At 67.3% G+C, this 23,370-nt stretch carries 20 protein-coding genes and 2 pseudogenes; 12 read left to right on the top strand and 10 right to left on the bottom strand.

Features of this window, described 5'->3' with window-relative positions; translation table 11 throughout:
• Positions 1-20: 20 nt before the first annotated feature.
• Entirely contained in the window at positions 21-2,480 is a 2,460-nt protein-coding gene (gene ligA / locus RYM47_RS07420; RefSeq protein WP_315386898.1) for an NAD-dependent DNA ligase LigA, read from the bottom strand.
• Between the two features lie 130 nt (positions 2,481-2,610).
• Here ligA and RYM47_RS07415 point away from each other — a divergent pair, with 130 nt between their 5' ends.
• Entirely contained in the window at positions 2,611-3,738 is a 1,128-nt protein-coding gene (locus tag RYM47_RS07415; RefSeq protein WP_315386897.1) for a pyridoxal phosphate-dependent aminotransferase, read from the top strand.
• 191 nt (positions 3,739-3,929) lie between these two features.
• Here the strand turns inward: RYM47_RS07415 and zipA are convergent, their stop codons facing one another.
• From zipA to RYM47_RS07385, 6 genes are all read right to left on the bottom strand, one after another.
• Positions 3,930-4,652: a cell division protein ZipA gene (gene zipA / locus RYM47_RS07410; RefSeq protein WP_315386896.1), complete on the bottom strand. Its 723-nt coding sequence runs from the start codon at positions 4,650-4,652 to the stop codon at positions 3,930-3,932.
• A gap of 43 nt (positions 4,653-4,695) precedes the next feature.
• The gene (gene smc / locus RYM47_RS07405) at positions 4,696-8,199 is read right to left on the bottom strand and encodes a chromosome segregation protein SMC (RefSeq protein WP_315386895.1); all 3,504 of its coding nucleotides are present in this window, start codon (positions 8,197-8,199) and stop codon (positions 4,696-4,698) included.
• A gap of 559 nt (positions 8,200-8,758) precedes the next feature.
• The gene (gene rplI, locus RYM47_RS07400) at positions 8,759-9,208 is read right to left on the bottom strand and encodes a 50S ribosomal protein L9 (RefSeq protein ID WP_315386894.1); all 450 of its coding nucleotides are present in this window, start codon (positions 9,206-9,208) and stop codon (positions 8,759-8,761) included.
• A gap of 103 nt (positions 9,209-9,311) precedes the next feature.
• Positions 9,312-9,542 (bottom strand): 30S ribosomal protein S18, encoded by a 231-nt coding sequence (gene rpsR / locus RYM47_RS07395; RefSeq protein ID WP_002804494.1) that lies wholly within the window; start codon positions 9,540-9,542, stop codon positions 9,312-9,314.
• An 11-nt stretch (positions 9,543-9,553) separates the two neighbouring features.
• Entirely contained in the window at positions 9,554-9,991 is a 438-nt protein-coding gene (gene rpsF / locus RYM47_RS07390; protein WP_070209226.1) for a 30S ribosomal protein S6, read from the bottom strand.
• A gap of 166 nt (positions 9,992-10,157) precedes the next feature.
• Positions 10,158-10,496: an iron-sulfur cluster assembly accessory protein gene (locus tag RYM47_RS07385; protein WP_102944729.1), complete on the bottom strand. Its 339-nt coding sequence runs from the start codon at positions 10,494-10,496 to the stop codon at positions 10,158-10,160.
• A gap of 129 nt (positions 10,497-10,625) precedes the next feature.
• Here RYM47_RS07385 and asnS point away from each other — a divergent pair, with 129 nt between their 5' ends.
• The 11 genes and pseudogenes from asnS to RYM47_RS07330 all read left to right on the top strand — a co-directional run bounded on the left by asnS (position 10,626) and on the right by RYM47_RS07330 (position 20,023).
• Complete coding sequence (gene asnS, locus RYM47_RS07380) at positions 10,626-12,020, top strand: asparagine--tRNA ligase (protein WP_315386893.1); 1,395 nt, start codon at positions 10,626-10,628, stop codon at positions 12,018-12,020.
• A 22-nt stretch (positions 12,021-12,042) separates the two neighbouring features.
• On the top strand, positions 12,043-12,348 hold the full coding sequence (locus RYM47_RS07375) for a hypothetical protein (protein ID WP_315386892.1): 306 nt from the start codon (positions 12,043-12,045) through the stop codon (positions 12,346-12,348).
• Positions 12,345-12,659 (top strand): hypothetical protein, encoded by a 315-nt coding sequence (locus RYM47_RS07370; protein WP_315386891.1) that lies wholly within the window; start codon positions 12,345-12,347, stop codon positions 12,657-12,659. The genes RYM47_RS07375 and RYM47_RS07370 overlap by 4 nt, the downstream gene beginning before the upstream one ends.
• 7 nt (positions 12,660-12,666) lie before the next feature.
• A complete protein-coding gene (locus RYM47_RS07365; RefSeq protein WP_315386890.1) occupies positions 12,667-13,305 on the top strand; it encodes an FMN-binding negative transcriptional regulator in 639 nt (212 codons plus the stop codon).
• Between the two features lie 30 nt (positions 13,306-13,335).
• Complete coding sequence (can, locus tag RYM47_RS07360) at positions 13,336-13,998, top strand: carbonate dehydratase (RefSeq protein ID WP_315386889.1); 663 nt, start codon at positions 13,336-13,338, stop codon at positions 13,996-13,998.
• 21 nt (positions 13,999-14,019) lie between these two features.
• Positions 14,020-14,532, top strand: a complete 513-nt coding sequence (locus RYM47_RS07355) for a 3-hydroxyanthranilate 3,4-dioxygenase (RefSeq protein WP_315386888.1) — start codon at positions 14,020-14,022, stop codon at positions 14,530-14,532.
• Between the two features lie 76 nt (positions 14,533-14,608).
• Positions 14,609-15,886, top strand: coding sequence for a kynureninase (gene kynU, locus RYM47_RS07350; protein WP_315386887.1), 1,278 nt, complete (start codon positions 14,609-14,611; stop codon positions 15,884-15,886).
• Between the two features lie 28 nt (positions 15,887-15,914).
• Positions 15,915-17,282, top strand: coding sequence for an NAD(P)/FAD-dependent oxidoreductase (locus RYM47_RS07345; RefSeq protein WP_315386886.1), 1,368 nt, complete (start codon positions 15,915-15,917; stop codon positions 17,280-17,282).
• The gene (sbcB, locus tag RYM47_RS07340; protein ID WP_315386885.1) at positions 17,282-18,721 is read left to right on the top strand and encodes an exodeoxyribonuclease I; all 1,440 of its coding nucleotides are present in this window, start codon (positions 17,282-17,284) and stop codon (positions 18,719-18,721) included. The genes RYM47_RS07345 and sbcB overlap by 1 nt, the downstream gene beginning before the upstream one ends.
• Positions 18,718-19,404: pseudogene (locus RYM47_RS07335) on the top strand (DUF2461 domain-containing protein). The gene sbcB and the pseudogene RYM47_RS07335 overlap by 4 nt, the downstream one beginning before the upstream one ends.
• Before the next feature lie 85 nt (positions 19,405-19,489).
• A complete protein-coding gene (locus tag RYM47_RS07330; RefSeq protein ID WP_315386884.1) occupies positions 19,490-20,023 on the top strand; it encodes a DUF2939 domain-containing protein in 534 nt (177 codons plus the stop codon).
• A gap of 7 nt (positions 20,024-20,030) precedes the next feature.
• Here RYM47_RS07330 and RYM47_RS07325 read toward each other — a convergent pair whose 3' ends face one another.
• The 3 genes and pseudogenes from RYM47_RS07325 to RYM47_RS07315 form a co-directional block, all read right to left on the bottom strand.
• Positions 20,031-20,981, bottom strand: a complete 951-nt coding sequence (locus RYM47_RS07325) for a 5'-nucleotidase (protein WP_070209228.1) — start codon at positions 20,979-20,981, stop codon at positions 20,031-20,033.
• 16 nt (positions 20,982-20,997) lie between these two features.
• Positions 20,998-21,774: an NAD kinase gene (locus tag RYM47_RS07320; protein ID WP_315386883.1), complete on the bottom strand. Its 777-nt coding sequence runs from the start codon at positions 21,772-21,774 to the stop codon at positions 20,998-21,000.
• Between the two features lie 409 nt (positions 21,775-22,183).
• A pseudogene (locus tag RYM47_RS07315) lies at positions 22,184-23,370 on the bottom strand (NAD-glutamate dehydrogenase domain-containing protein); the annotation flags it as partial.

Genomic DNA, 23,370 nt, shown 5'->3' with positions numbered 1-23,370 from the left:
CCACACGGCGTGGGGTGACGTCATCGGGCGAGGAACGTTACCAGACGATCTTCATCCCATACCTCGATGCCCAGTTCATTGGCCTTGGTCAACTTCGACCCTGCATCCGTCCCCGCCACCACGAACGAAGTCTTCTTCGACACGCTGCCGGCCACCTTCGCACCCAGCGCTTCCAGCCGCTCCTTGGCCTCATCGCGGGTCATCTGCGCCAGCGTGCCGGTCAGCACCACGGTCTGGCCGTCCAGCGGACCGGCGGCCTGTTCCGAAGCTTCCGGGGCGCGCTCCAGCAGTGTGCGCCGGTAGTCGTCGGCCTTGAGCAGCATCGGGCCGTTGCCGTTGCTGTCCAGCCACTCGGCAACGCCCAGCGCCACCTCGTTGGGCAGGCCGGCCGCCACCAGCTGCACCGGCTCGGCATCCAGCACCGATGCCGCGTCGGGCAGCATCGCGGTCAACTTCTCCGCACGCAGGCGGGTGATGCCGGGAATCTCCGCTTCGACCAGCAGCTGGGCGAAATCCAGCCCGTCGCGCAGTTTCGCGCTGGGCGGGTGGGCATCGCTGATGCGCACCTGGCCGACCTGCAGCAGTGCGTCTATCGCCTCCTGGTTGCCGGGCTGTTCGAAGAAGTGACCGAGCGAACGTGCCACTTCACCGCCGATGTCCGGCACGCGCTTGAACAACGGCCACGGCAGGTGGCGGATCAGTTCCAGGTCACCGAACCAGGTCGCCAGCGCCTTGGCCGTGCTTTCGCCGACGTGTTCGATGCCCAGTGCGAACAGCAGGCGCTCCAGCGTTGTCGTGCGGCTGGCATCGATCGCGGCAATCAGGTTGTCCGCCCACTTGGTGGCGATCTTCTTCGTGTTCCATTCGAACGCGGCGGGCAACGACAGGGCACGCGCGCGCCAGCCTTCATCGCCGGCGTCCAGCGCCAGCACGTCGCGCAGGTACTGGCCACTGCCCTCCGGTGGCAGATGCAGGCCGATCTGGCTGGCCAATGCCTGCGGCGATTCGGCGTCCAGCACCAGCTTCAACTGCAGCAGCTGATCGCGGGTCAGGCGGTACAGGTCGGCCACGCCGCGCACGATACCGGCGTCGACCAGGGTTTCGATGTACTTGCCGCCCAGCCCGTCGATGTCCATCGCGCGGCGCGAGGCAAAATGCGCAATGGCTTCCTTGCGCTGCGCCGGGCAGCTCAGTTCGCCCGAGCAGCGCCACGCTGCGGCGCCTTCCTCGCGCACGATTTCCGAACCGCAGACCGGGCACTGGGTCGGCATGCGCCACGCGGTGGTACCGGCCGGGCGACGCTCGGCGATCACGCTCACCACTTCGGGAATCACGTCGCCAGCGCGGCGCACGATCACCGTGTCGCCCACCCGGACATCGAGGCGTTCAATCTGGTCGGCGTTGTGCAGGGTCGCGTTGGAAACGATCACCCCGGCCACGGCCACCGGGTGCAGGCGCGCCACCGGGGTGGCGGCGCCGGTGCGACCGATCTGGATCTCGATGGCCTCCACCGTGGTGGTCTGTTCCTGCGCCGGGAACTTGTGCGCGATGGCCCACCGCGGCGCGCGCGAGACGAAGCCCATCTGCTCCTGGCCGGCACGGTCGTCCAGCTTGTACACCACGCCGTCGATGTCGAAGGCCAGCCCGTCGCGGCGCTCGCCGATGTCACGGTAATAGGCGAGCAGGCCGTCACTGCCCTCCACCACCTGGCACAGCTCGCTGACCGGGAAACCCCAGGCCTTGAGCTGGGCCAGCGTGGCCGAATGGGTCGGCGGCAGTTCGCCGCCCTGCACTTCGCCGGTGCCGTACGCGTAGAAACTCAGCTTGCGGCGCGCACTGAGCTTGGGGTCCAGCTGGCGCAGCGAACCGGCCGCGGCATTGCGCGGGTTGGCCAGCACCTTGCCTTCATGCAGGCGCGCGTCGGCGTTGTAGGCCTCGAAGTCGGCGCGCGCCATGTACACCTCGCCGCGCACTTCCAGCACCTGCGGCCAGCCGCTGCCCTGCAGGGTGTGCGGAATGACCTTGATCTGGCGAAGGTTGGCGCTGACGTCCTCGCCGGTGCTGCCGTCGCCGCGGGTGGCGCCCTGCACGAAGCGGCCGTCTTCGTAACGAAGGCTGATCGCCAGGCCGTCGAGCTTGGGTTCGGCCGAGAAGAACAGCGCATCGCGGCGCAGGCGCTCGCCGATGCGGCGCACGAAGTCCTGCACTTCTTCGTCGCTGAAGGCATTGCCCAGCGACAGCATGGGCACTGCGTGGCGTACCTCGGCGAAGCGCGAGGAGGCCTTGCCGCCGACCCGCTGGGTCGGGGAGTCGTTCTGGACCAGGTCCGGGTGCGCCTGTTCGAGCGCTTCCAGGTCGCGCACCAGGCGGTCGTAATCGGCATCCGGAATCAGCTGCTCGTCGCGCTCGTAGTACGCCTTGCCGGCCTCGTCGATCTGGCGGCGCAGGGCCTCGGCACGTTGGGCGGGGCTGGGACTCATGCGGCAGACATCCTGGAGGGGTGGTGAATTTTAACGGATCGGAGCCCGACGAAATGTCGCCGATGTCGCTTGCCTGGCACGCGGCGTGGCGCTAGCGTGCCGCCATTGTCCAGCCTTCGGTGTTCCCGCCATGTCATCGCCCGTTGCGTCCCGCCGTTCCTTCCTGCAGCTGGCCGGTACCGGGCTGGCCCTGTCCGGCATCGGCCTGGCGCCGGCTGCTGCCGCGTCCAGCGTGGTCCTGCCGACGCGGGCCGCGCCGGTGGGCAGCGTGCTGCTGAATTTCAACGAAAGTCCCTACGGCCCCGCGCCGGCCGCGCAGGCGGCGGCGCGGGTGATCATCGCGGAGAGCGGGCGCTACCTGTTCCCGCTTGCCGGCGAGCTACGCAACCTGTTTGCCGAACAGGAAGGCATCAGCACCGACCGTGTCCGTCTGTACCCCGGTTCCAGCGAGCCGTTGAATCGTGCGGCGGTGGTCTGGACCTCGGCGACGGCCGGCCTGGTGGTGGCCGACCCGACATTTGAAGCCTTGGGCGACCTGGCGGCCGCGCGCGGCGCCACGGTGGCGAAGGTACCGCTGCGCGCCGATGGCGCGCATGACGTGCATGCCATGGTCGAGGCGGCACGGCGGGTCAATGCGGGCCTGCTGTACCTGTGCAATCCCAACAACCCGACCGGCTCGATCACTCCGGCGGCCGACGTGGCCTGGCTGCTGGCCAACAAGCCGAAGCAGACCCGGCTGCTGGTCGACGAAGCCTATCTGCAGTTCAGCGTGCAGCCGTCGGTGATCGCGCAGGTGATGCAGCGCGACGACGTGATCGTGCTGCGCACGTTCTCGAAGCTGTACGGCATGGCCGGGCTGCGCCTGGGCGTGGCGGCGGCGCATCCGGACCGGCTGCGCGAGCTCGCCAGCCTGGGCGACAACCCGCTGCCGGTCACTGCATTGGCGGCCGGCCTGGCCAGCCTGCGCGAGCCGGGCCTGGTGGCGCAGCGGCGCGGGCAGAACACGCAGGTGCGGCAGACCACGGTGGACTGGCTGGAGAAGCGTGGTTTCCGCTGCCTGCCGAGCGAAGCGAACTGCTTCATGGTCGACGTGCAGCGCGACGGCGCCGGGTTCGCCAAGGCGATGGCGGAACGCGGCGTGGTGATCGGCCGAAGCTGGCCGATCTGGCCGAAGATCGTGCGGGTCAGCGTGGGAACGGAAGCAGAGATGGAGGCGTTCCGCACCGCGTTCGCGGCGGTGGTCGGCGCAGAGCGGTAGGGCCGGTTTCCGAACGGCCGCCGATAACGGTGATCGGCACGGTGACGCATGGACCCCGGTTGGAAACGCGTTTTTTCGATCCGGGGTCATGCCGAAATGGGGTAATCACCGCCATCGGCGGTCGATTGGGATGCGACCCTACCAGCGTGTCCCTTCATTTGTTGGGACACCCGTTGCGGTGCCCCTTCCCATTACCAACGCGGCGCTTTCGTCAGAGGCGGTGCCTGGTGCTGGCGGTCATACGCGCGCAGTTCGTCGCGGATATGCGCGACGCGCTGGCGGCCCAGGCTGGCGCGGCTGTCGTCCAGCACCTCGCCGCCGAGCAGTTCGCCCATGCGCTCTACGGTGGGCAGCATTTTTTCCCAGGCATCCAGCGCGCTCAGCGGCGCCGGCAGGGTCAGGAAGAACGCGATCGCGGGGGTTTCCAATTCGCGGATGTTGGCCATGTCGAAGCTGCCTGGCTTCATGATGTTGGCCATCGAGAAGATCGGCCCGCGCTCGGGGTGGCCTTCGACCAGACGGTGGAACACGTTCATGTGGCCAAATACGAGGCCGGTCTTTTCGGCCGCCACCACGATGTCTTCGCCGCGCAGCTTTTCGCCGGCACGGGCGGCGACGAACAGCGACACGATCTTGTCGAAGTCCTGGGTGGCGCGCTTGCCGAGGTCGCTGGCCGGGCCGTCAACCTCGGGCAGGCCGAGTTCGGGCTGGGTCACGCCGTCGTCGCCGGCAACGCCCTCGGCACCGGGCTCGGTCTCGCCCAGCAGCGGCTCGCGGCGCTGACCGGTGCCCTCGCCGCTTTCCACGCGGCGGCCCTGCGACTTCTTCCGCGGCTGGCCAAACAGGAAGATCGCAGCAATCAGCAGCAGGCCGGCGGCCAGGATGCCGATGCGGAGCAGTGCCATGTCGGACATTCGAAGGGTCTCCAGCTAAATACGTTCAGGTAAGCATGGCACGTCAGGCCGCGCCCGCCAATCGTGCCGCCTCTTCCAGGTCCACGCTGACCAGGCGGCTGACGCCCGGTTCGCGCATCGTCACGCCCGAGAGCTGGTGCGCCGCCTCCATCGTGGCCTTGTTGTGGCTGACGAACAGGAACTGCACCTTCTCGCTCATTTCCTTGACCATGTTGGCGAGGCGGCCGACATTGGCTTCATCCAATGGCGCGTCCACTTCGTCCAGCAGGCAGAACGGGGCCGGGTTGAGCTGGAAGATCGCAAACACCAGCGCCACCGCGGTCATCGCCTTCTCGCCGCCGGACAGCAGCGAGATGCTGGACACCCGCTTGCCGGGCGGGCGCGCCATGATGGTCACACCCGTGTCGAGAAGGTCTTCACCGGTCAGTTCGAGGTAGGCATGGCCGCCGCCGAACAGGCGCGGGTACAGCTGCTGCACGCCGGCGTTGACGCGGTCGAAGGTGTCCTTGAAGCGGCCGCGGGTTTCGCGGTCGATCTTGCGGATGGCGTCTTCCAGGGTCTCCAGCGCGGTGGTCAGGTCGGTGTTCTGCGCGTCCAGGTACTCCGAGCGCTGCGAGGCCTCGCCGTATTCCTGGATCGCTGCCAGGTTGACCGGCTCGAGCCGGCGCATGCGCCCGTCGATCTGGTGCACGGTCTGTTCCCAGTCGCTGATGCGGGCATCTTCGGGCAGGGTGTTGATCACGTCCTGCAGCACGAAGCCGGCCTTCTCCACCGAGGCGGTCAGCTGGTCGGCGCTGAGCACAAGCGCCTGCTGGTCGAGCTTGCGCTGGGAAATGCGCTCGCGCTGGGCCAGGGCCTGTTCGTCGCGCTGGTGGCGGGTCTGTTCGAAACTGCGCAGTTCGGCGTCGATGCTTTCCAGCAGGGTACGGGCTTCGCCCAGCACGCGGTCGGCACGCACGCGTTCGCCGAGCGCGTTCTGGTGTTCGGCTTCCAGCGCATGCACCGGCGAGTCGCCTTCGTCGAGCTGGGAGTGCAGTTCGCCGAGGCGCGAATCGAGCTGGCCGCGCTGGGTGCTCATGCGCTCCAGCGCCTGGCTCAGCGAGGCGACCTGGGTGCGCTGGGACTCCAGGGTAAGGGCCAGCGAGTGGGCGCTGTCGCGCACGTTGCGCGCGGCTTCGCGGGCGCGGTCGCGGGCATCGCCGAGTTGGCGGCGCTCGCTTTCCAGCGCCTCGCGGGTGGATTCGAGGTCGCCCATGCTGTTGACCGCGTCGTCCAGGCGGCCGCGGGCTTCGCGGACCTGTTCGCGGCTGGCGTCGAGGTTTTCCAGCAGCTGGGAAAGCTCGCCTTCGATACGGTCGATACGGGTGCGCGCGGCGTCGACCTTGCCCTGCTGGCTCTGCAGCTGACCACCGAGTTCGGAGACGCTGCGGTGGGCCAGGTACAGCTGGCGCTGTGCGTCTTCGCGCTGCTGTTCGCCGGCCAGCAACTGGTCACGGAATGCGGCGAGGCGGTTTTCCAGTTCGGCTTCGCGTTCCTGCAGGGTGTCGATCTGCTCGCGCAGGCTGACGATCTCGCGTTCGCGCAGCAGTGCGCCCTGCTTGGCGGCGCCCGAGCGCGAGACGCGGACCCAGCCTTCGCCGAGGCGTTCGCCGCCACGGGTAATCACCGAATCGCCGTCGGCCAGGGTGGCCTGCAGGGCACGGGCCTGCTCGAGGTCTTCAGCGGCATGCAGGCGGGCCAGCAGGCGGCGGATGGCGGTGGGGCCCTGCACCTTGGCGGCCAGCGAGGTCGGGGCGACCTGCAGCGGGCTGGTGTCGGCAGAGACAAGCGCGATACGCCCGTCGCCGAGCTCGGCCAGGGCACCCACCAGCTGTTCAGGGGCGTCGACCAGCACGCCTTCGATGAGCTGGCCAAGCGCGCTTTCGACGGCGTTTTCCCAGCCGTTCTCGACGCTGAGGCGTTCGCCGACGCGGGCACCGGAGTCGAGGCCGTGCTGCTTGAGCCAGGCCACGGCAGCGCCCTGTTCCTGGCCGAGGGCGGCCTGCTGCAGGGTTTCGAGCGAGGACAGGCGGCCGCGCGCGGCCTGGGCCTGCTTGCGGATGTCGGCCAGTTCGGTCTGGCCGGTGCGCTGGCGGTCCTGCAGGCCGGCGACGGCTTCCTTGCGCGCTTCGACCTGTTCGGTCAGGCCGTCGAGCGAGGCCTTCTGGGTTTCGTGCTGGAGCTGCAGTTCTTCGAAGGCTTCGGCCAGTGCGTCGAGGTCGAGCCCGACGCGTTCGGCGCTGAGCGCTTCGCGGCGGCGGTCGGCTTCGAGCACCTGGCGGTCGAGGTAGTCGACGCGGGTGCGTTCGACTTCGCCGGCGCGCGAGGCTTCGGAGGTGGTGCGGGTATGCGATTCCCAGCGCGCCTGCCAGTCGGCCAGTTTGGCTTCGGCGTCGCGCAGGGCTTCCTGCTTGATCTCGTTTTCTTCCTGCAGCTGTTCGAGCTGCGGCTCGGCCAGGTCGACGGCGTCGCGCAGGACGGTCAGCTTGGCTTCGTCGCCGCTGATGTGCTGGCCGAGTTCGGCGAGGGCCTGCGAGGTTTCGTCACGGGCCTTGTGCAGGCGCTGGGACATTTCGCGCTGGTGCTGGATCTGCTGTTCGAGCCGGGCCAGGGTGCTGCCGACCTGGTAGACCTCGGCCTGGGCGGTGCTGAGGGCGTCGGCGGCTTCTTCGCGACGGACGCGGCTGGTCTCGATGCGGGCTTCGGCGTCGCGCTGTTCGGCGATGAACTGCTGCAGGCGGGTTTCTTCCTGCGAGAGGGCTTCGCGCAGGCTGCCGAGGCGGGCGTCGAGATTGCGGTATTCAAGGGCCTTCCACTCGGCGTCCTTGACCCGGCGCTCTTCCTGCAGGCCCTGGTACTGTTCGGCCTGGCGGGCCTGGCGCTTGAGGTGTTCGAGCTGTTTGCCGATTTCCTCGCGCAGGTCGTTGAGGCGGTCGAGGTTCTCGCGGGTGTGGCGGATGCGGGTTTCGGTTTCCTTGCGGCGTTCCTTGTACTTGGAAATGCCGGCGGCTTCTTCGAGGTAGACGCGCAGGTCTTCGGGGCGGGCTTCGATGATCTGGCTGATCATGCCCTGTTCGATGATGGAGTAGCTGCGCGGGCCGAGGCCGGTGCCGAGGAACAGGTCGGTGATGTCGCGGCGGCGGCACTTGGTGCCGTTGAGATAGTAGTTGCTGCTGCCGTCGCGGCTGACGGTACGCTTGACCGAGATTTCGTTGAACGAGGCGTACTCGCCGGAAATGGTGTGGTCGGTATTGTCGAAGATCAGTTCGACGGTGGCCTGCGAGACGGGCTTGCGCGCGGAGGAGCCGGAGAAGATGACGTCGGTGAGCGAGTCGCCACGCAGGCGGCTGGCGGAGCTTTCGCCCATGACCCAGCGCACGGCATCGATGATGTTGGACTTGCCACAGCCATTGGGCCCGACCACGCCGGTCATGTTGGTGGGCAGATGCAGGGTGGTGGGATCAACAAACGACTTGAAGCCGGAGAGCTTGATCGTGGACAGACGCATGGCGTAGAGGGCTTCCGGACAGTCGCGATGGCCCGAGTATAACGGGGCGGCTGTTCCACGGGCGTTCGGGGCAACTGCAGAGCGGCGTCTCGGTTCTACGTGCAGGGGCGGCCGCCGGGCAGCCCCGCTCCGGGACACGCCGTGAACCCATCCATGGGGGCTGCTAGAAAACATCCATGTTTTCTAGCGTCCCTCCGGGGGCTACCCGGCGGCCGCCCCCATACATGGTCGTGTGCGGTACGAAAGAGCAGCCGGGCAGAGCCCGGCTCTACCGCCTTTTGGTGACTCACCTGCCAATTGTCTGAGGGTCGGCGGGGGTGGGTATGTGGGGGAATGAGCCGCATGGATGCGGCGACTTAGCCCCCATGGATGGGTTTACGGCGTCCCCCACATACCCACCCCCGACGGCCCTGACCAAGCGAACGTTGCACCCTGCAGCTGTTCGCCTGAATCCAACAGCAGCCGGGCAAAGCCCGGCTCTACCAGCCTCGAAGCCCCAAAACAAAAACGGGCACCCTTGCGGGTACCCGTTTCAGCGATCACGGCCTTGCGGCTGGGATCAGGCTTCGGCGACCACGACCACCTGGACGGTGGTTTCGACGTCGGCGTGCAGGTGGATGACCACCTCGAACTCGCCGACGTTGCGGAAGGCGCCTTCGCCCAGGATCACTTCGCTCTTCTCGATCGGCAGGCCGGCCTTGGTGAAGGCTTCGGCGATGTCGCGCGGGCCGACCGAACCGTACAGCTTGCCTTCGGTCGAAGCGTTGGCGGCGATGGTGACGCTCTTGCCTTCCAGCGCAGCCTTGCGGCCTTCGGCTTCAGCGTGGACCGACGCAGCCTTGGCTTCGTAGTCGGCGCGCTTGGCTTCGAATTCGGCGGTGTTGGCGGCGGTGGCCGGAACGGCCTTGCCGGTCGGGACGAGGAAGTTGCGGCCGTAGCCCGGCTTCACGTCGACCAGGTCGCCCAGGACGCCGAGGTTGGTGACCTTCTGAAGAAGAATCAGCTTCATGGTGTTGCTCCAAAAATGTATTCGTTAGCGGGGAAGACCCCGCAGCGGATGGCTGTCCGAATATCGAACCGTGAAAGGGGCGACCGCAGGCCGCCCGCCTTCATCAGACGTCGTGGTTGTCGGTGTACGGAATCAGGGCCAGGAAACGGGCGCGCTTGACGGCCGTTGCCAGCTGGCGCTGGTACTTCGACTTGGTACCGGTCACGCGGCTCGGCACGATCTTGCCGTTCTCGGTGAGGTACTGGCGCAGGGTGTTGAGATCCTTGTAGTCGATCTCCTTGACACCTTCGGCCGTGAACTTGCAGAACTTGCGGCGACGGAAGAACTTGGACATGTGCGTGCTCCTTAGGCGGCGGAAGCGGCGTCGTCGCCGGCTTCGTTGTCAGCGGTGTTGGCGGCTTCGCCTTCTTCGTCGTCACGACGACGACGTTCGCCACGCTCGGGCTTGTCGCCCTTCTCGTCCTTGCTCTTCATGATCAGCGACTGCTCGGTGTCGGCCGCATCGCGGACCAGCACCAGGTTGCGCAGCACGGCGTCGTTGAACTTGAAGCTTTCGGTCAGTTCGGTCAGAACGGCCTGGTCCACTTCGATGTTCATCAGCACGTAATGTGCCTTGACCAGGTTCTGGATCGGGTACGCCAGCTGGCGACGGCCCCAGTCTTCCAGGCGGTGGATGGTGCCGTTACCGGTTTCGACCAGCGACTTGTAGCGCTCGATCATGGCCGGAACCTGCTCGCTCTGGTCCGGGTGGACCATGAACACGACTTCGTAATGACGACTCATGTGTGTATACCTTTCGGATGTGGCCCTCTCGGGCCGGACAGCCCCCCGCAGGTGAACGCGGTGGAGCAAGGGTTCCTGCCGGAAAACGGGCAGGAAGCCGCGCATTATCGCAGCAGACGGGGTTCCGGGCAAGCCGGGCGGCCGTCGGGCCGCCCCGGGGGCCGGATCAGGCCTTGTCGGCCTCGGTGGTGAAGCTCTCGCCGCAGCCGCATTCGGCGGTGGCGTTCGGGTTCCTGAACGTGAACGTCTCGCTCAGGCCCTGCTTGCCGAAGTCGATCTCGGTGCCATCGACCAGGGCCAGGCTGTCGGCATCCACGTAGATGCGCACCCCGTCCTGCTCGAACACGGTGTCGCCCTCGCGCTGGTCGCGGGCCAGGTCGGTGATGTGGCCCCAGCCCGAACAGCCGGTGCGGGTCACGCCGAAACGCAGGCCCAGCGCGTCCGGGGTCTGGGCCACGAACTTCTGGACACGGGCGAAGGCTACAGGGGTAAGGGTGACAGCCATGACGGACTACTCCAGTGGATCGGACACATTATAGGTCTACGGCCCAGTCAGAAATGCCTCGCAAGCAGAACGCTGCAACCGTTAAACTCCTCGTTCAGAGATCGAGTCGATCAACAGAGGATTCAAGTCATGACGGTGGTCAGCGTTGAACATGCGCTTGCCGGGAAGATCCCGGAAGGCGGCGAGGCAACAGTACGGGGCTGGGTGCGCACGGTGCGCGGGTCTGCGGCGCTGGCCTTCGTCAATGTCACCGACGGCTCCTGCTTCGCCCCCATCCAGGTGGTGGCCAATGACACGCTGGGCAACTTCGACGAGATCAAGGCACTTACTCCGGGCTGCTCGGTGATCGCCCGCGGCACCCTGGTCAAGTCGCAGGGCAAGGGCCAGTCGTTCGAAATCCAGGCCAGCGACATCGAGATCGTCGGCCTGGTCGAAGACCCGCTGACCTACCCGATCCAGCCCAAGCCGATGAGCGCTGAGTTCCTGCGTGAAGTGGCCCACCTGCGCCCGCGCACCAACCTGTTCGGCGCAGTCACCCGCATCCGCAACTGCCTGGCCCAGGCCGTGCACCGGTTCTTCCACCAGAACGGCTTCAACTGGATCAGCACCCCGATTATCACCACCTCCGACGCCGAAGGCGCCGGGCAGATGTTCCGTGTCTCCACCCTGGACATGGTCAACCTGCCGCGCGACGCGCAGGGCAAGGTCGACTTCAGCCGCGACTTCTTCGGCAAGGAAACCTTCCTGACCGTGTCCGGCCAGCTCAACGTCGAGGCCTACTGCCTCGCGCTGAGCAAGGTGTACACCTTCGGCCCGACCTTCCGTGCCGAGAACTCCAACACCACCCGCCACCTGGCCGAATTCTGGATGATCGAGCCGGAGATCGCCTTCGCCGACCTGGCCGAAGACGCCCGCCTGGCCGAGCAGTTCCTGAAGTACCTGTTCCGCGCGGTGCTCGACGAGCGTGGCGACGATCTGGCGTTCCTGGCCGAGCGCGTCGACAAGAACGCGATCACCAAGTTGGAAGGCTTCATCAACGCGCCGTTCGAGCAGATCGACTACACCGAGGCGGTGAAGCTGCTGCAGAATTCGGGCAAGAAGTTCGACTTCCCGGTCGAGTGGGGCCTGGACCTGCAGACCGAACACGAGCGCTGGTTGACCGAAGAACACATCGGCCGCCCGGTGGTGGTGACCAACTACCCCGAGCACATCAAGGCGTTCTACATGCGCCTGAACGACGACGGCAAGACCGTCGCGGCGATGGACGTGCTGGCCCCGGGCATCGGCGAGATCATCGGCGGCAGCCAGCGTGAAGAGCGCCTGGACGTGCTGGACGCGCGCATGGCGCAGTTCGGCCTGGACCCGGCGCACTACGGCTGGTACCGCGATTTCCGTCGCTACGGTTCGGTGCCGCACGCCGGTTTCGGCCTCGGCTTCGAGCGCCTGGTGGTGTACGTGTGCGGGCTGGGCAACATCCGCGACGCCATCCCCTACCCGCGCGCACCGGGCAGCGCCGAGTTCTGATTCCCACCACGGAGGCACGCCCATGACCCTGTTCCTCGCGCTGTGCTTCGTCGGCGTGGCGATCGCCGGGTTCAGTGCCTTCGTGATTTTCTGGCCGCTGACCCTGGTCCACATCCGCGACCGCCACCCTGCCCTGGCCAACCGCTTCGGCAGTGGCGCCTTCCTGCGCCCGGACGCGCTGCGCTGGCTGCTGGGTCGCGACTACCGCGGCACCCCCGACCGCTCGCTGTCGGGGCTGGCCGCGCCGGCCTGGCTGTCGCTGCTCACCCTGCTGGCCGGACTGGGCATGGCTGCCCTGCTCTGGCTGCTTTCGATGGTACTGACATGAACGATATTTCCGCCGTACGCGATTCCTGGTGGCTCGCAAGCCTGGGCAACACGCTCATCTGGGCACGCCTCCGCGTGCGCGCCGCCGGCACCGCCGAGGTGCTCGACAGCGACGGCAACACGCTTAGCTACGACAGCGAAGACACCGCGCGTTCGCAGCTGTTCGACGCCGAGTTCGTCGAGTTCGACGGGCTGGACGAGGAAGACGCGCTGGTGCGCGGCTTCAGCCTGCATGAAGTGCAGCCGCCGCACGCCGACGACGATGACGGCCTGAAGGGCCAGATGGTACGGAACCTGGGCGCGCGCGCCTGACCCCACGATGTTCATCCCGTCCGACTTCGTTGCGACCGACCTGACCTGGCTGGACCGGCTGCTGGCGCGCGATGCGTTCGTCACCCTGGTCACCACCGGCGCCGACGGCCTGCCGCAGGTCACCCTGCTGCCGGTGGTGTACCGGCGCGACGGCGACGCCATCCTGATCGAAGGGCACTTGGCGCGCGCCAACCCGCAGGCCGGCCATGCCGGGCCGGCGCTGATGCTCGTTCACGGTCCGCACGCGTATCTGTCGCCGGGCTGGTACCCGGACAAGGACAGCGCGGGCCGGGTTCCGACCTGGAACTACGCCGCCGCCGAACTGCGCGGTGCACTGGAGCCGGTCACCGACCCGGGCGAGCTGATGGACATGCTGGACGCGCTGAGCGCGGTCAACGAAGCCAGCGTCGGCAACGACTGGCGGCTGGACCGCGACGACGTCCGCCAGACCCGCATGTTGAAAGGCATCGTCGGCTTCCGTTTCCGCCCGGGCCAGGTGCAGATCAAGCTCAAGCTGAGCCAGAACCATCCCGAGGCCAACCAGCTGTCGGTGATCGATTCCCTGGAGGGCTCCGGCTCCCCCGCTTCCCAGGACCTGGCGCAGTGGATGCGCCAGGTACGCGAGCAGCCCGCCCGCGGCGGCTGACCCACCCCACCTCACGGGACACCGTAAACGATGAAAGACATCCACAAGCTGCTGCAGAACAACCGCGACTGGGCCGACCGGATCGAGAAGGAGGACCCCGAGTTCTTCCACCAGCTGGCCAAGCAGCAGCACCCGGAATACCTGTGGATCGGCTGTTCCGATTCGCGCGTGCCGGCCAACCAGATCATCGGCATGGCCCCGGGCGAAGTGTTCGTACACCGCAATATCGCCAATGTTGTCGTGCACACCGACCTGAACTGCCTGAGCGTGATCCAGTACGCGGTGGACCAGCTGAAGATCAAGCACATCCTGATCGTCGGCCACTACGGCTGCGGCGGCGTGCATGCCAGCCTGAACAACACCCGCGTAGGCCTGGCCGACAACTGGCTGCGCCATGTCAGCGACGTGGCACAGAAGCATGAGGCCATTCTCGACGCGATCGACGATCCCGACCTGAAGCACGCGCGCCTGTGCGAACTCAACGTGATCGAGCAGGTGGTCAACGCCTGCCGCTCGACCATCGTGCAGGATGCCTGGGCACGCGGCCAGAAGCTGATGGTGCACGGCTGGGTCTACAGCCTGAAGGACGGCCGCGTGCGCGAGATGGGCATTGACGTCGGTGCGCCGGAAGACCTGGCCCCGGCCTACGCAACGGCCCTTGCGCACGTGCCGCGCCGCGGCAAACGCGACTGACCTTCACCCACGGAACCGACCATGCTGCCCTCGCCGATCAACCTGCTTGGCTGGATCGAAGAAAACCGCCACCTGCTCAAGCCGCCGGTGGGCAACAAGATGATCGAGAACGGCGACTTCATCATCATGGTGGTCGGCGGGCCGAACAGCCGCACCGACTTCCATTACGACGAAGGTCCAGAGTGGTTCTACCAGCTCGAAGGAGAAATGCTGCTCAAGGTGCAGGAAGACGGCGCGGTGCGCGACATCCCGATCCGCGCCGGCGAGATCTTCCTGCTGCCGGGCAAGGTGCCGCATTCCCCGCGTCGTCCCCCCGGCGGGATCGGACTGGTGGTCGAACGCAAGCGCCTGGCGCATGAAAAGGACGGCGTGATGTGGTTCTGCGAACGCTGCAACCACAAGCTCTACGAAGAATATTTCACCCTGCAGAACATCGAAACCGACCTGCCCAGGCTGTTCGCCCGCTACCAGGCCGACGTGGACATGCGCACCTGCGACAACTGCGGCCATATCGACCCCCTGCCGGCCGCCTGACCCCGCATTATCGGATTCGTGCCATATACAGCTCGCATGGATAGACTGCGGTCTCATAGTCAACTCTGATCGCCCCATGTCCGAGCTCCTCAGCCGCACCCATGCCACCGCCCTGGACGCCGCCGACCCGCTGCGCGCCCTGCGCGCCGAGTTCGTGTTCCCGCAGCACAACCACCGCGACCAGACCTACTTCGTGGGCAACTCGCTGGGCCTGCAGCCCCGGGCGGCCAGGTCCGCTGTGCAGGAGGTGATGGACAAATGGGGGGCGCTGGCGGTGGAGGGCCACTTCACCGGCGACACCCAGTGGCTGGGCTACCACCGGCTGGTCAACGCGCAGCTGGCCCGCATGGTCGGCGCGCTACCCAGCGAAGTGGTCGCGATGAATACGCTGAGCGTGAACCTGCACCTGATGATGGTCAGCTTCTATCGCCCGACCGCCGAGCGTCCGGTGATCCTGATGGAGGCCGGCGCGTTCCCCACCGACCGGCACGCGGTGGAGTCGCAGATCCGCTTCCACGGCTTCGACCCGGCCACGGACCTGGTCGAAGTGCAGCCCGATGAACCCAACGGCACGATCTCGCTGGCCGCGATCGAGCGCGCCATCGCCGAACACGGCCCGCGCCTGGCGCTGGTGCTGTGGCCCGGCGTGCAGTACCGCAGCGGCCAGGTGTTCGACCTTGACGCCATCACCCGCATGGCGCGCCTGCAGGGTGCACGGGTCGGCTTCGACCTGGCCCATTCGGTCGGCAACGTGCCGCTGCAGCTGCACGACATCGCCCCGGACTTCGCGGTCTGGTGCCACTACAAGTACCTCAACAGTGGCCCCGGCGCGGTGGCCGGCTGCTTCGTGCACGAACGCCACCACCGCGACGCCACCCTTCCCCGGTTCGCCGGCTGGTGGGGGCACGAGGAAGCCACCCGGTTCAAGATGGCACCGCAGTTCGTCCCGGCGGTGGGTGCCGAAGGCTGGCAGCTGAGCAACCCGCCGGTGCTGGGCCTGGCGCCGTTGCGCGCTGCGCTGGACGTGGTCGACAAGGCCGGCGGTATCGAGGCGATGCGTACCAAGTCATTGCAGCTCACCGGCCTGCTCGACGCGCTGGTCCGTGCCCGGCTGGCGGGCGTGCTTGAGGTGCTTACTCCGGCCGAACCCGAGCGCCGCGGCTGCCAGCTCTCGCTGCGCGTGGTCGGTGGCCGCGAGCGCGGCCGCAACCTGTTCGAATACCTGCAGACCGTGGGCGTGCTGGGCGACTGGCGTGAGCCGGACGTGATCCGCATTTCGCCCACTCCGCTGTACAACCGTTACCTCGACCTGCATCACTTCGTCGAAGAAGTGGAATCCTGGGCGGGCCTGTAAGCCTGCCCTTCCCTGCGTGGACCCTGACTTGATCGCATCTGCACACCGCTCCCTGAGCATCATCGGCGCCGGCCTGGCCGGCTCCCTGCTGGCCATCCTGCTGTCCCGCCAGGGTTGGCGGATCACCTTGTACGAACGCCGCGGCGACCCCCGTATCAGCGATTACGAGAGCGGCCGCTCGATCAACCTGGCCCTGGCCGAGCGCGGACGCAACGCGCTGCGCCAGGCCGGGGTCGAAGACGCGGTCATGGCCAAGGCGGTGATGATGCGCGGGCGCATGGTCCATCCCCGCCAGGGTGAGCCGCAGCTGCAGCGTTATGGCCGCGACGACAGCGAAGTGATCTGGTCGATCCACCGCAAGGACCTCAACACCACCCTGCTGCAGCTGGCCGAAGACGCCGGCGCGCAGGTGCACTTCCACCGCCGCCTGCATACGGTGGACTTCGATGCCGGCTACGCGCGCTTCATCGACGACCGCAACGACCACCCGCACGACATCCGCTTCGACACCCTGATCGGCGCCGACGGCGCCGGCTCGGCGCTGCGCGCGGCGATGAACCGCAAACATCCGCTGGACGAGCGCATCGAGTTCCTTGACCACTCCTACAAGGAGCTGGAGATCCCGCCCACCGAGGACGGCGGGTTCCGCATCGAAGCCAACGCGCTGCACATCTGGCCGCGCGGCAACTACATGTGCATTGCGCTGCCCAATGACGAGGGCACCTTCACCGTCACCCTGTTCCTGCCCAACGAAGGCACTCCGAGCTTCGCCACCACCAACAGCGGTGCCGAAGCCGAAGCCCTGTTCGCGCGCGATTTCCCGGATGCGCTGGCGCTGATCCCGAACCTGCGCCGCGACTGGGAAGAGCACCCCCCGGGCCTGCTCGGCACCCTGCACCTGCGTCAGTGGCACCTGCAGGGCCGCGCGGTGCTGCTGGGCGATGCGGCGCACGCGATGGTGCCGTTCCACGGCCAGGGCATGAACTGCGCGTTCGAAGACTGCGTGGCGCTGGCCCGCCACCTGCAGGAACAGGACTCGCTGGCCGCCGCGTTCGCCGCGTTCGAAGCCGAGCGCAAGCCGAATGCCGAAGCGATCCAGCAGATGGCGCTGGAAAACTACCTCGAAATGCGTGACCGCGTCGCCGACCCCGCATTCCTGCTGCAGCGCGAGCTGGAACAGGCGCTGCAGGCACGCTGGCCGACCCGGTTCGTGCCGCACTACACCATGGTCACTTTCCTGCACACGCCGTATGCGGTGGCGCTGGAGCGTACCGAACTGCAGCGGAAAATCCTGCAGGACGCCACCAGCGGTCACGAAACGCTGGAGCACATCGACTGGGCGGCATTGGAACGTGTCGTGCACGCGCAGCTGCCGGTGCTGGAGGGCGCGCACTGATGGCCGACAGCTACCTGTTCTACGACCTCGAAACCTTCGGCCAGGACCCGCGCCGCACCCGCATCGCGCAGTTCGCGGCGATCCGCACCGATGCCGATCTCAACCCGATCGACGAACCGGTCAGCTTCTACGTGAAGCCGGCCGACGACCTGCTGCCATCGCCGGTGGCAACGCTGATCACCGGCATCACCCCGCAGCATGCCCTGGCCGAAGGCGTCAGCGAGGCCGAGGCATTCGCGCGCATCAACGACCTGATGGCACGCCCCGGCACCTGCACGCTGGGCTACAACACGCTGCGCTTCGACGACGAGTTCGTCCGCCACGGATTGTTCCGCAACTTCTTCGACCCGTACGAGCGCGAGTGGCGCAACGGCAATTCGCGCTGGGACCTGCTGGACATGCTGCGCCTGGTGCATGCGCTGCGTCCTGACGGCATTGCCTGGCCGCAGCGCGAAGACGGCGCCACCTCGTTCAAGCTGGAACATCTGGCACTGGCCAACAACGTGCGCGTCGGCGACGCGCATGAGGCGCTGTCGGACGTGCATGCCACCATCGGCATGGCGCGCCTGTTCAAACAGGCCCAGCCACGACTGTGGGATTACGCACTGAAGCTGCGCGACAAGCGTTTCGTCGGCAGCCTGCTCGAGGTGGACGCCCTGCAGCCGGTACTGCACATCTCGATGCGCTACCCGGCCCAGCGCATGTGCGCCGCCCCGGTGCTGCCGATCGCGCGGCACCCCTACATCAACAACCGGGTGATCGCGCTGGACCTGGAGGGCGACCTCGACGGGCTGCTGGCGCTCCCGGCCGAAGCCCTGGCCGCGCGCCTGTACACCCGCGCGGCCGACCTGGCCGAAGGCGAGCAGCGCGTACCGCTCAAGGAAGTGCACCTCAACAAGGTGCCGGCGCTGGTCGCCTGGAACCATCTGCGCCCGGCCGATCACGCCCGGCTGGGGATCGACGTGGCATTGGTGGAGGCCAACGTCGCCCGCGTGCGCGCGGCCGGCCCGGCGCTGGTCGAAAAGGTGCGCCAGGTCTATGCGGGCGAGCGCACCGCCACGGTGAGCGACGTGGATGCGTCGCTGTACGACGGCTTCCTGGCCGACGGCGACAAGGCCTTGATGACCCGCCTGCGCACCAGCCCCCCGGCCGAGCTGGCCGGTTTCGCCGAGCGCCTGAAAGACCCGCGCATGCCGGAACTGCTGTTCCGTTACCGCGCGCGCAACCACCCGCAGACGCTGGATGCGGACGAACGCAGCCGCTGGAACGACTACCGCCGGCAGCGCCTGCTCGGCGATGCCGCGCTGGGCGAGCAGACCCTGGCGGAGTTCCGCGCGCAGCTGGACACGCTGGCGGCCGAGCATGCCGACGTGCCCGACAAACTGGCCCTGTTGCAGCACCTGCGCGACTGGGGCAACCACCTGGAGCAGAGCCTGTGAGTACCTACTTCACCCCTGCCAGCTTCACGTTCCTGCGGGGCCTGGCACGCAACAACGACAAGACCTGGTTCAACGCGCACAAGGACAAGTACGAGGAACACGTGCGGCAGCCGTTCCTGCGCCTGATCAGCGACCTGCAGCCCGACCTGGCAACGGTGAGCGACCACTTCCGTTCCGACCCGCGTGGCGTGGGCGGCTCGCTGTTCCGGATCTACCGCGACGCGCGCTTTTCCAACGACAAGTCGCCGTACAAGACCTGGCAGGGGGCGCGGCTGTTCCATGAGCGGCGCAAGCAGGTGCCGGCGCCCTCGTTCTATATCCACCTGCAGCCGGGCGAAAGTTTCGTCGGCGCGGGGCTGTGGCATCCCGAGCCAGCCACCCAGCGCAAGGTCCGCCACTTCATCGTGGACAACCCGGGTGCCTAGAAGGCGGCCGCGCACGCGCCGGCGCTGCGGAAGAAGTTCGATTTCGAGGAAAGCGAGAAGCTGGTGCGGGCCCCGCGTGGGTTCGAGCCGGACTTCGAGTTCATCGACGACCTCAAGCACCGCAACTGGGTGTTCTGGCGCTCGCTGGACGACGCCACCATGACCGGGCCGAAGCTGCGCCAGACCCTGGCCAAGGACCTGGTGACGCTGGGCCCGTTCGTGGATTACCTGTGTGCGGCGCTGGATCTGGAGTTTTGATCGTTTGATCGAACGTTGATACGGTGCAGCGACGCGGGGCGTCGCTCTACCCCGCCTTTACGAATGCTGGGGCAAGCTTGACCTTATGAAGAAGCTGATCTGGATCCTGGTCGTTCTCGCGGTCCTGCTGGCCGGCTTCGTCGCGGCTGGGCCCTACCTGACCATTCGCGGCCTGTCGCAGGCCATCGAGCAGCGGGATACCGACAGGCTGGACCGCTATGTGGACTTCCCGATGCTGCGCGCCAACCTGCGTGCACAGCTGGAGGACTACGTGGTGCGCCGGGCCGGGCCGGACGTGCAGTCGAACCTGGTGGGCGCGCTGCTGCTGACCGCCGGGCAGCGCCTGGGTGGGACGGCCGTGGATGCGATGGTGACCCCGACCGGGATCGGCGCGCTGCTCGAAGGCCACACCCTGTGGAAGCGGGCCAGCAACGACCTGGAGACCAGCGACGCCTATGCCGCGCCGAAGGCGGCCCGGCCGCTGGAGGGCGCCACGCATCGGTTCGAGTCGCTGTCGCGGTTCACCGCGACCACCCAGACCGCGCAGGGTCCGGTGGTGTTCGTGCTGCAGCGGCAGGGGCTGACCTGGAAACTGGTGGATATCCGGTTGCCCCTGTAATCGGGCATCACCGTGTTTCGTTGGCGACGCCGTGCGGGACGTGGCCGGCCGCCACATTGAGGTGCTGCCGGGCGCTGTCGATGTTGTGCTGCGAATCGTCGAAGAAGATGTCCGCGCCGAAGGCTTCCAGGAACGGCCCCTTGTGGCGGCCGCCCAGGAACAGCGCTTCATCCAGGCGCACGCCCCATTCGCGCAGGGTGCGGATGACCCGCTCATGCGCCGGCGCCGAGCGCGCGGTGACCAGCGCGGTACGGATCGGCGCGGCCTCGCCGGCCGGGAATTCCGCCTGCAGGGTGTGCAGCGCCGACAGGAAGTTGCGGAACGGTCCGCCGCTCAGTGGCTCGCGCGCGTTCTCGCGTTCATGCCGCCCGAACGCCTCCACCCCCTGCTCGCGCGAAATGCGCTCGCTCTCATCGCCGAAGATCACCGCGTCGCCATCAAAGGCGATGCGCAGCTGGCCCAGCGGCTGGCTCATGTCCAGCGGCTCGGCCGCGGCCAGCGTTTCATCGTAGGGCTTGGGCAGGATGGTCGCGGCCGCGATGCCGTGGCGCAGCGCACGCCGCACCGATTCGGGGTTGGCCGACAGGAACAGGTCGGTCCCGAACGGCTTCACGTACGGCCAGGTCGGCTCGCCGGCGGTGAACGTAGCCCGGATGATGCCCAGGTCGTAATGCTGGATCGAATTGAAGATGCGCAGCCCGGTGTCGGCCGAATTGCGCGACAGCAGGATGACCTCCACGCGCGGCGACTCCGGCGACTCGCCCTGGTTCAGCGCCAGCAGCTTGCGCACCACCGGGAAGGCCACGCCGGGGCGCAGGATGTCGTCTTCATGCGTGCGCTGGTACTCGGCGTAGGCGTCCACGCCTTCGGCCTCGAACAGCGCATGGCCTTCTTCAAGGTCGAACAGCGCACGCGAGGTCACGGCAACGGTCAGCAAGCGGGGAGTGTTGTCGCCCATGGCGGTCAAAGGTCCTTCAAAACATGAACTGTTCGCTGAGGATCCGGTCTTCCAGGTTGTGTTCCGGATCGAACAGCAGGGTCACCCGGCGCTCGCGCGACTCGCGGATGGTCACCTCGACCACGTCGCGGGTTTCATGCGAATCGGCGGTCACGCTGACCGGGCGCTTGTAGGGATCGAGCACGCGGAAACGCACTTCGGTGTCGGCCTTCAGGATCGCACCGCGCCAGCGCCGCGGCCGGTACGGCGCCAACGGCGTCAGCGCGATGGTATGCGAGCCCAGCGGGAGGATCGGGCCGTGCGCCGAGTAATTGTACGCAGTGCTCCCCGCCGGCGTGGCCACCAGCACCCCGTCCCCGATCAGCTCGGCCACGCGCTCCTGTCCATTGAGGTCGACCCCGATATGCGCCGCCTGCCGGGTCTGGCGCAGCAGCGACACGTCGTTGTACGCAAGCGAGCCGGTGGTGGTACCCGACTCGGTCAGCGCCAGCATCTCCAGCGGCCGCAGGTTGGCCGGTTCGGCCACGGCCAGCCGGGCCGGCAGTTCGCCATCGTCCTCGCGGTACTGGTTCATCAGGAACCCCACCGTACCCAGCTTCATGCCGAACACCGGCCGCCCCAGCGCACCATGCCGATGCAGGGTCTGCAGCATGAAGCCATCGCCGCCCAGCGGGCACAGCACGTCAGCCTCTTCCGGCGCATGGTCGCCATAACGCGCCACCATCGCCGCGCGGGCGAGCTGCGCCGCTTCGGTGTTGCTGGCCAGGAAGGCGATGCGGGGGGAATCGCTCATGTAGGGGTCCGGAGGGGGTTGCTGGTTGAAGCATAACCGGGGTGGGAGATTGCAGGTGCTTGCCTGGTCGCGAACGGCAGCGTTTCAGTTCATCCGTGCCGGGGCGGCCAACGGCCGGCATCCGCGTTTCCCGTGGCCACCGACGCGCTGTCGAGGGGTCGGCGGGTGGGGGGTACGGGACCGTGAAGGCACATGGATGTGCCGCCCGAGCCTAACGGGAGATTTAAGGCGTGTCCCGTACCCCCCACCCGCCGGCCCCACACAGGGAATGTCCCGGCCGAGGGTTGTTCGCACGAATCCAACCGCAGCCGGGCAGAGCCCGGCTCTACGTGGGTGTGCGACCACGTCGCAGCCAAAAAAAAGGCCCCGCCGAAGCGGGGCCTTTCATTCAGAGCACTACCCGAAGCGCTTACGCGCCGTGGGCAGCCAGCTGGCCCAGGCGCTGGACCGCGACCGAGACGGTCGGGTAGTCCAGGGTCTTCTGCTCGGCCAGTTCCTGCAGCATCGACAGCGTGAAGCGCAGGCTGCTGTCGTCACGTGCCAGCCAGGCCGCGACCTTCGCTTCCGCACTGCTGCCCTTCATCGACAGCACCTGCGCCGCCAGGTTGCGGTGATGCGCCGCCAGCTCGTCGCGCAGCACGCCACGGGCCACCGCGTGCCAACGGCCGTTGACCTCCAGCGCATCGATCTGCTCGAACAACCACGGCAGCTGCAACGCATCGCCCAGGCGGAAGTGGACCTTCGACACGTCCACCGGCTTCAGCTTGCGCGTACGCGCCAGCTCGATGATGTCGAACGCCGGTTCCAGGAACTGCAGTTCCGACAGCTGCTGTGCCAGCGCCGGCGGCAGGCCCTTGTCCTTCCACTCCTGCACGCTCGCCTCGTAGGCCGGGCGCTGCGAGTCCGGCAGCACGCCCGACGCCTCGCGGATGTCGTTGAACGGCGCCTGGTAGCGGTTCACCGCCTCCGTGATGCCCGGCATCGTACCGGGGCGGAACAGCAGCCAGCGCACGAACGCACGCTGCAACTTCCAGATCACTTCCAGCGCATCGATCTGCACCGACTCCGGCAGCGTCCCGTCCAGCGCATCGATCTGCGCCCACAACGCACGCGCGTCCAGCGTTTCACGGCTGATCGTGTACGCCTTCGCCACCTCTGCAATGGTGCGGCCCGTGTCTTCCTGCATGCGCATCAGGAACGTCGCGCCCATCCGGTTGATGGTCTGGTTGGTCACCGCCGTAGCGATTATCTCGCGCTTCAGGCGGTGACGCTCCATCGCATCCGCATACTTCTTCTGCAGCGGCGTCGGGAAGTAACGCTGCAGCTCCTTCGACAGGTACGGATCTTCCGGAATGTCCGAATCCAGCAGCTGCGCGAATGCCACCAGCTTGGAATAGGACAGCAGCACCGACAGCTCCGGACGGGTCAGGCCCTGGCCACGTGCCTTGCGCGCCGACATTTCCGCGTCCGAAGGCAGGTACTCGATCTGGCGATCCAGCAGGCCCTGCTTCTCCAGCGTACGGATGAAGTGCTGCTTCGAGCCCAGGCGCTTGACCGCCATCCGCTCCATCAGGCTCAGCGCCTGGTTCTGGCGGT

The organism is uncultured Stenotrophomonas sp., from assembly GCF_963519125.1.
Taxonomy (GTDB): Bacteria; Pseudomonadota; Gammaproteobacteria; order Xanthomonadales; family Xanthomonadaceae; genus Stenotrophomonas.
The sequence above is the reverse complement of the archived record's forward strand: the minus strand, read 5'-3'. Positions and strand labels throughout refer to the sequence as shown.

What these genes read in the sequence shown, in the direction of transcription:
- ligA (WP_315386898.1), bottom strand. Translation starts at nt 2,480, where the DNA reads ATGAGTCCCAGCCCCGCCCAACGTGCCGAGGCCCTGCGCCGCCAGATC.
- RYM47_RS07415 (WP_315386897.1), top strand. Translation starts at nt 2,611, where the DNA reads ATGTCATCGCCCGTTGCGTCCCGCCGTTCCTTCCTGCAGCTGGCCGGT.
- zipA (WP_315386896.1), bottom strand. Translation starts at nt 4,652, where the DNA reads ATGTCCGACATGGCACTGCTCCGCATCGGCATCCTGGCCGCCGGCCTG.
- smc (WP_315386895.1), bottom strand. Translation starts at nt 8,199, where the DNA reads ATGCGTCTGTCCACGATCAAGCTCTCCGGCTTCAAGTCGTTTGTTGAT.
- rplI (WP_315386894.1), bottom strand. Translation starts at nt 9,208, where the DNA reads ATGAAGCTGATTCTTCTTCAGAAGGTCACCAACCTCGGCGTCCTGGGC.
- rpsR (WP_002804494.1), bottom strand. Translation starts at nt 9,542, where the DNA reads ATGTCCAAGTTCTTCCGTCGCCGCAAGTTCTGCAAGTTCACGGCCGAA.
- rpsF (WP_070209226.1), bottom strand. Translation starts at nt 9,991, where the DNA reads ATGAGTCGTCATTACGAAGTCGTGTTCATGGTCCACCCGGACCAGAGC.
- RYM47_RS07385 (WP_102944729.1), bottom strand. Translation starts at nt 10,496, where the DNA reads ATGGCTGTCACCCTTACCCCTGTAGCCTTCGCCCGTGTCCAGAAGTTC.
- asnS (WP_315386893.1), top strand. Translation starts at nt 10,626, where the DNA reads ATGACGGTGGTCAGCGTTGAACATGCGCTTGCCGGGAAGATCCCGGAA.
- RYM47_RS07375 (WP_315386892.1), top strand. Translation starts at nt 12,043, where the DNA reads ATGACCCTGTTCCTCGCGCTGTGCTTCGTCGGCGTGGCGATCGCCGGG.
- RYM47_RS07370 (WP_315386891.1), top strand. Translation starts at nt 12,345, where the DNA reads ATGAACGATATTTCCGCCGTACGCGATTCCTGGTGGCTCGCAAGCCTG.
- RYM47_RS07365 (WP_315386890.1), top strand. Translation starts at nt 12,667, where the DNA reads ATGTTCATCCCGTCCGACTTCGTTGCGACCGACCTGACCTGGCTGGAC.
- can (WP_315386889.1), top strand. Translation starts at nt 13,336, where the DNA reads ATGAAAGACATCCACAAGCTGCTGCAGAACAACCGCGACTGGGCCGAC.
- RYM47_RS07355 (WP_315386888.1), top strand. Translation starts at nt 14,020, where the DNA reads ATGCTGCCCTCGCCGATCAACCTGCTTGGCTGGATCGAAGAAAACCGC.
- kynU (WP_315386887.1), top strand. Translation starts at nt 14,609, where the DNA reads ATGTCCGAGCTCCTCAGCCGCACCCATGCCACCGCCCTGGACGCCGCC.
- sbcB (WP_315386885.1), top strand. Translation starts at nt 17,282, where the DNA reads ATGGCCGACAGCTACCTGTTCTACGACCTCGAAACCTTCGGCCAGGAC.
- RYM47_RS07330 (WP_315386884.1), top strand. Translation starts at nt 19,490, where the DNA reads ATGAAGAAGCTGATCTGGATCCTGGTCGTTCTCGCGGTCCTGCTGGCC.
- RYM47_RS07325 (WP_070209228.1), bottom strand. Translation starts at nt 20,981, where the DNA reads ATGGGCGACAACACTCCCCGCTTGCTGACCGTTGCCGTGACCTCGCGT.
- RYM47_RS07320 (WP_315386883.1), bottom strand. Translation starts at nt 21,774, where the DNA reads ATGAGCGATTCCCCCCGCATCGCCTTCCTGGCCAGCAACACCGAAGCG.